Origin of the sequence: Photorhabdus africana (assembly GCF_035181445.1) — a bacterium.
In the GTDB taxonomy this organism is placed as follows: Bacteria; Pseudomonadota; Gammaproteobacteria; order Enterobacterales; family Enterobacteriaceae; genus Photorhabdus; species Photorhabdus laumondii.
Map to the genome: position 1 here is coordinate 1 of NZ_JAXBVE010000097.1, position 3,322 is coordinate 3,322.

The 3,322-nt window shown below is 59.5% G+C and carries 2 protein-coding genes; both read right to left on the minus strand.

Translation table 11 applies throughout. The features are described from left to right. Positions 1–418 precede the first annotated feature (418 nt). Positions 419–1,477: a site-specific tyrosine recombinase XerC gene (gene xerC / locus SLS51_RS22700; protein ID WP_323840765.1), complete on the minus strand. Its 1,059-nt coding sequence runs from the start codon at positions 1,475–1,477 to the stop codon at positions 419–421. A gap of 230 nt (positions 1,478–1,707) precedes the next feature. Then, on the minus strand, positions 1,708–3,322 hold a 1,615-nt coding region (locus SLS51_RS22705; RefSeq protein WP_500690695.1), incomplete at its 5' end, for an MTBMA_p00010-related P-loop-containing protein.

Consider the following 3,322-nt stretch of genomic DNA (forward strand, 5'->3'; position numbering starts at 1 on the left):
GCCAGGGACGGCGGCGACTGCGGCGGTGGGATTTTGCACTGCGGCTGACAGCGGAAGGCGTCCGCCTTGCGCGCCACGGGGGCTAAGAAGCTCCACCCGGCGGCCAGCCGCGCACCGGGGCTGAGGTAACCGCGCAGCGCCCTTGGGTGGGCGGCACCGACATAATGTTTTGTTAAGCGTTGTGGGCCGTTCAGGCCCATTGCGCTTAATGCCACATTATGTTCATTGGTGGCTGACCGGCAGCGGTGCTGACAGAGGACGCGGCGGTTTAACGCCGGGCGGCCACCATTTACCGCCGGTACGCCGAAGGTAGGGAGGCAGTCTGTGCGCAGGGATGCGCGCAGTCTGCCTTTCACTGCACCCCACGCGCTCACAGGGAACCGGCTAACATTAAAGACGGTCCGGCAACGCAGGGCGTTCAGTCCAGCTTCGGGCTGTCCGGCTTATCACTATTATCGGCCTGCTTATCGTCTGACGGTGTTTGCCGTTCTGCCGGGTGCGTCCGCTCATGCACTTTCTTTAAGTGACCGATTGCCACCCGCGTATAGATTTGGGTAGTTTCCAGTTTCCTGTGTCCCAGCAGCGCTTGAATGTGGCGCGTATCTGCGCCGTTTTCCAGCATCTGCGTTGCCATCGAATGCCGGAACAGATGACAGGCACCGGGTTTGTTGAGCTTTGCTTCCTCACGGATGGTTTTGCCTACCATCAGTGTCAGCGTGGTACGGGCCAGAGGTTTGCCCTTACGGGTGATAAACACGTGCCCGCTGTCATGTTTCCACGCCAGATGCGAGCGTACGTGATCCAGATACCGCTCCAGCCAGTGCAGTGCCCGCGTGCCTATTGGCACAACCCGGTCCTGCCGATTCTTGCCCTGCCGCACGACCAGTACCCCGCGATGCCTGTCAATGTCGCCCAGCCGCAGGTTAATCAGCTCCATGCGCCGGATGCCGGTACTCCAAAACACTTCCAGTATCGTCCGGTTGCGCAGTTTTAGCGGGGTCTGTGCGTCGAGACTCGTCAGTACCTGGTCTGTCTCTGTTTCACTCAACACCTGAGCGGGCAGACGCCGCTCGGCTTTGGGGATAACAAGCTGCTCCGCCGGGTTATACAGGATATGGTGGCGCTGTAATAACCAGCGGAACCAGACCCGTATCATGGTCAGCCGTTGTAACTGGCTGTTGTTGCTGTAGTGCTCGCCATCGGCCTTGCAATAATGGCGAAGATAACGCTGCCAGCTTTCGAGTACCGTTAAGCTCACCTGCGGCGCGTGACAGACCGACCGCTGCTCACACCAGTCCACGAAAGGCGTCAGGGCGTCCCGGTAGTTGGACACCGTGCTGAGACTGTGCCCGCTGACCGTGCGGATTTCCAAATACGCCTCAAGAAGCTGGCGCAGTGTGGCAAGGGTCACGTCGTGTTGTGTCTGCATAAGTTTTTCCTGTGTGTCATGTCGGTGAAGGGTAGGTTGTGTTTCCATCGTCTGCCTCTGATGGGAGTTCTGTCGGTATGCTACGGTTTTTTTATTCTGTCCTGTCGGAACAGTGATTTTTTGCTGAACCCGACCACTTTGCTGTGAAGCCTTGTTGTGCCTGACTTTGCGTTGATACTTGTCACCCGACCGCCTGCCGACCTGATGCCGACCTGATGCCGACCAGCAGGCGACTGCTTAACGCCTTACCCCGACCGGGCGATTTCATACTGCGCTATTCAGGGCACTATCAGCCCGCTCAGGTGTGCGGCGTCGCTGTCTTCTCCGTCGAACAGCAGCTCATAGATGAACGTCAGTCCGCGCCGGTGCAGCAGCAGGTACTCCATTTCAACCAGCCGTGAGAGGTGGATTTTCAGCTGGGTATCGCCCCACTGGACCGCATCACGCAGCATTTTGCGGGTAAACAACATGTCATGGCGCGGCTGCCCGCTTTCCCTGACCCAGCCTTGTATCAGCAACAACAGCCTGCGCGTTTGCGGCGGCATCTCGTCGAGCGTCCGGCCTAAGATGTCATGCGCAAGGCTGTTCGCCAGCCGGATATCGTTTTTGGTGACCTCGATATACTCAAGGGTTTGCCCGCGATGCCCGGCGGTTTTGACTTCCCGCTGGTGCTGGTGCAGCAGGGCGATGCTCTGGATTAAGGTCAGGTATTTCATATGGTCACGGCGCGTGCGGGTCTTGTCTGACATAAAGGTCAGTTGCGACGCATACGGATTGACCACATTCAACGGACGCAGCAGCCGCTGGGCGTTCTGGTGCAGCGTGGTGAGATAGTTCCGTTCATTGTCAGCCAGCAACCCCTCAAGGGTTTGTTGGTGGCGCTGCAACGCATGGATAGCTTCCGTCTGCTCACGCGATTCGTTGATGGTCAGCACCAGACAGCGATTCAACAGCTCTTCGTCTACATCGATGGCAGTGGTGGTCAGCATCAGCATGACCGGGCCTTTGACCGTGTAGCTTTTGGTGACAAGGTTGCCCGTCGCTTCGTCCTTGCCGGTGCTGGCAATGGTCAGTTCGCCGTCGCTTTGCAGCAGCTTGAGCGCATAGGCCGCCTGCCGTACGCCTTCTTCTTCGGCGATTGCCAGTATCTTGTGTTGCAGGTTGGTGTCGCCCAGATAAAACAGGCTCTGCCCTGTCATGGCGCTGTATTGCACCCGTTCTTCCGGGGGTATCAGATTGAGTACCGCCTCCATTAAGGACGATTTGCCTGCCGCGCTGCTGCTCTGTATCAGCACGGCCAGCGGTTTGGCGAGCTTGCGGCTCACTGCGGCCAGATAGCCGGCCAGCAGGTTAGTGGATTCTCCCACCACCCCGCAGGCGGCTAAATCCGCGGTGATACGCGCCGTCAGATTCGGGTCTTGCAGCAACGCCAGCGCGGCGGCCCGCTCGGCGTCGTTCATCTCCGGGGTTTTCTGTTCAGCTGCCATCTCTGCCTGCTGCTGCCACTGCTCAACGGCCAGTAACACCTGCCCCAGTGCCCGGCGAATATCTCCCTCAGCCAGCCCCAGCTCGGTTGCCGCCATACGGGCATACCCCTGACGGCTGCGTGCGCTCATCAGGTCAACGCCATCCAGGAACATCACGCCGCTTTGGGTATCAATGACCTGCGCATTGAGCTTCATGACCACCGCGCCCGCTTTCACGGAAGATAACCCCCTAATGCCCCAGCGCAGGCGGCCCAGCGAGACCTTAAGCTCCCCGTCAGCCCCCGTTTCCCAGAGAAGGCCGGGCGTCGGGTGTTGCCCCGCCGTCACAACAGCGGCTAAAGCCGGAGGCGGGGCGGCTTCGGCGGATACTTCTGCTTCCGCGCGCGAGGCAACGGCCGTTGACATT

What these genes read in the sequence shown, in the direction of transcription:
- xerC (WP_323840765.1), bottom strand. Translation starts at nt 1,477, where the DNA reads ATGGAAACACAACCTACCCTTCACCGACATGACACACAGGAAAAACTT.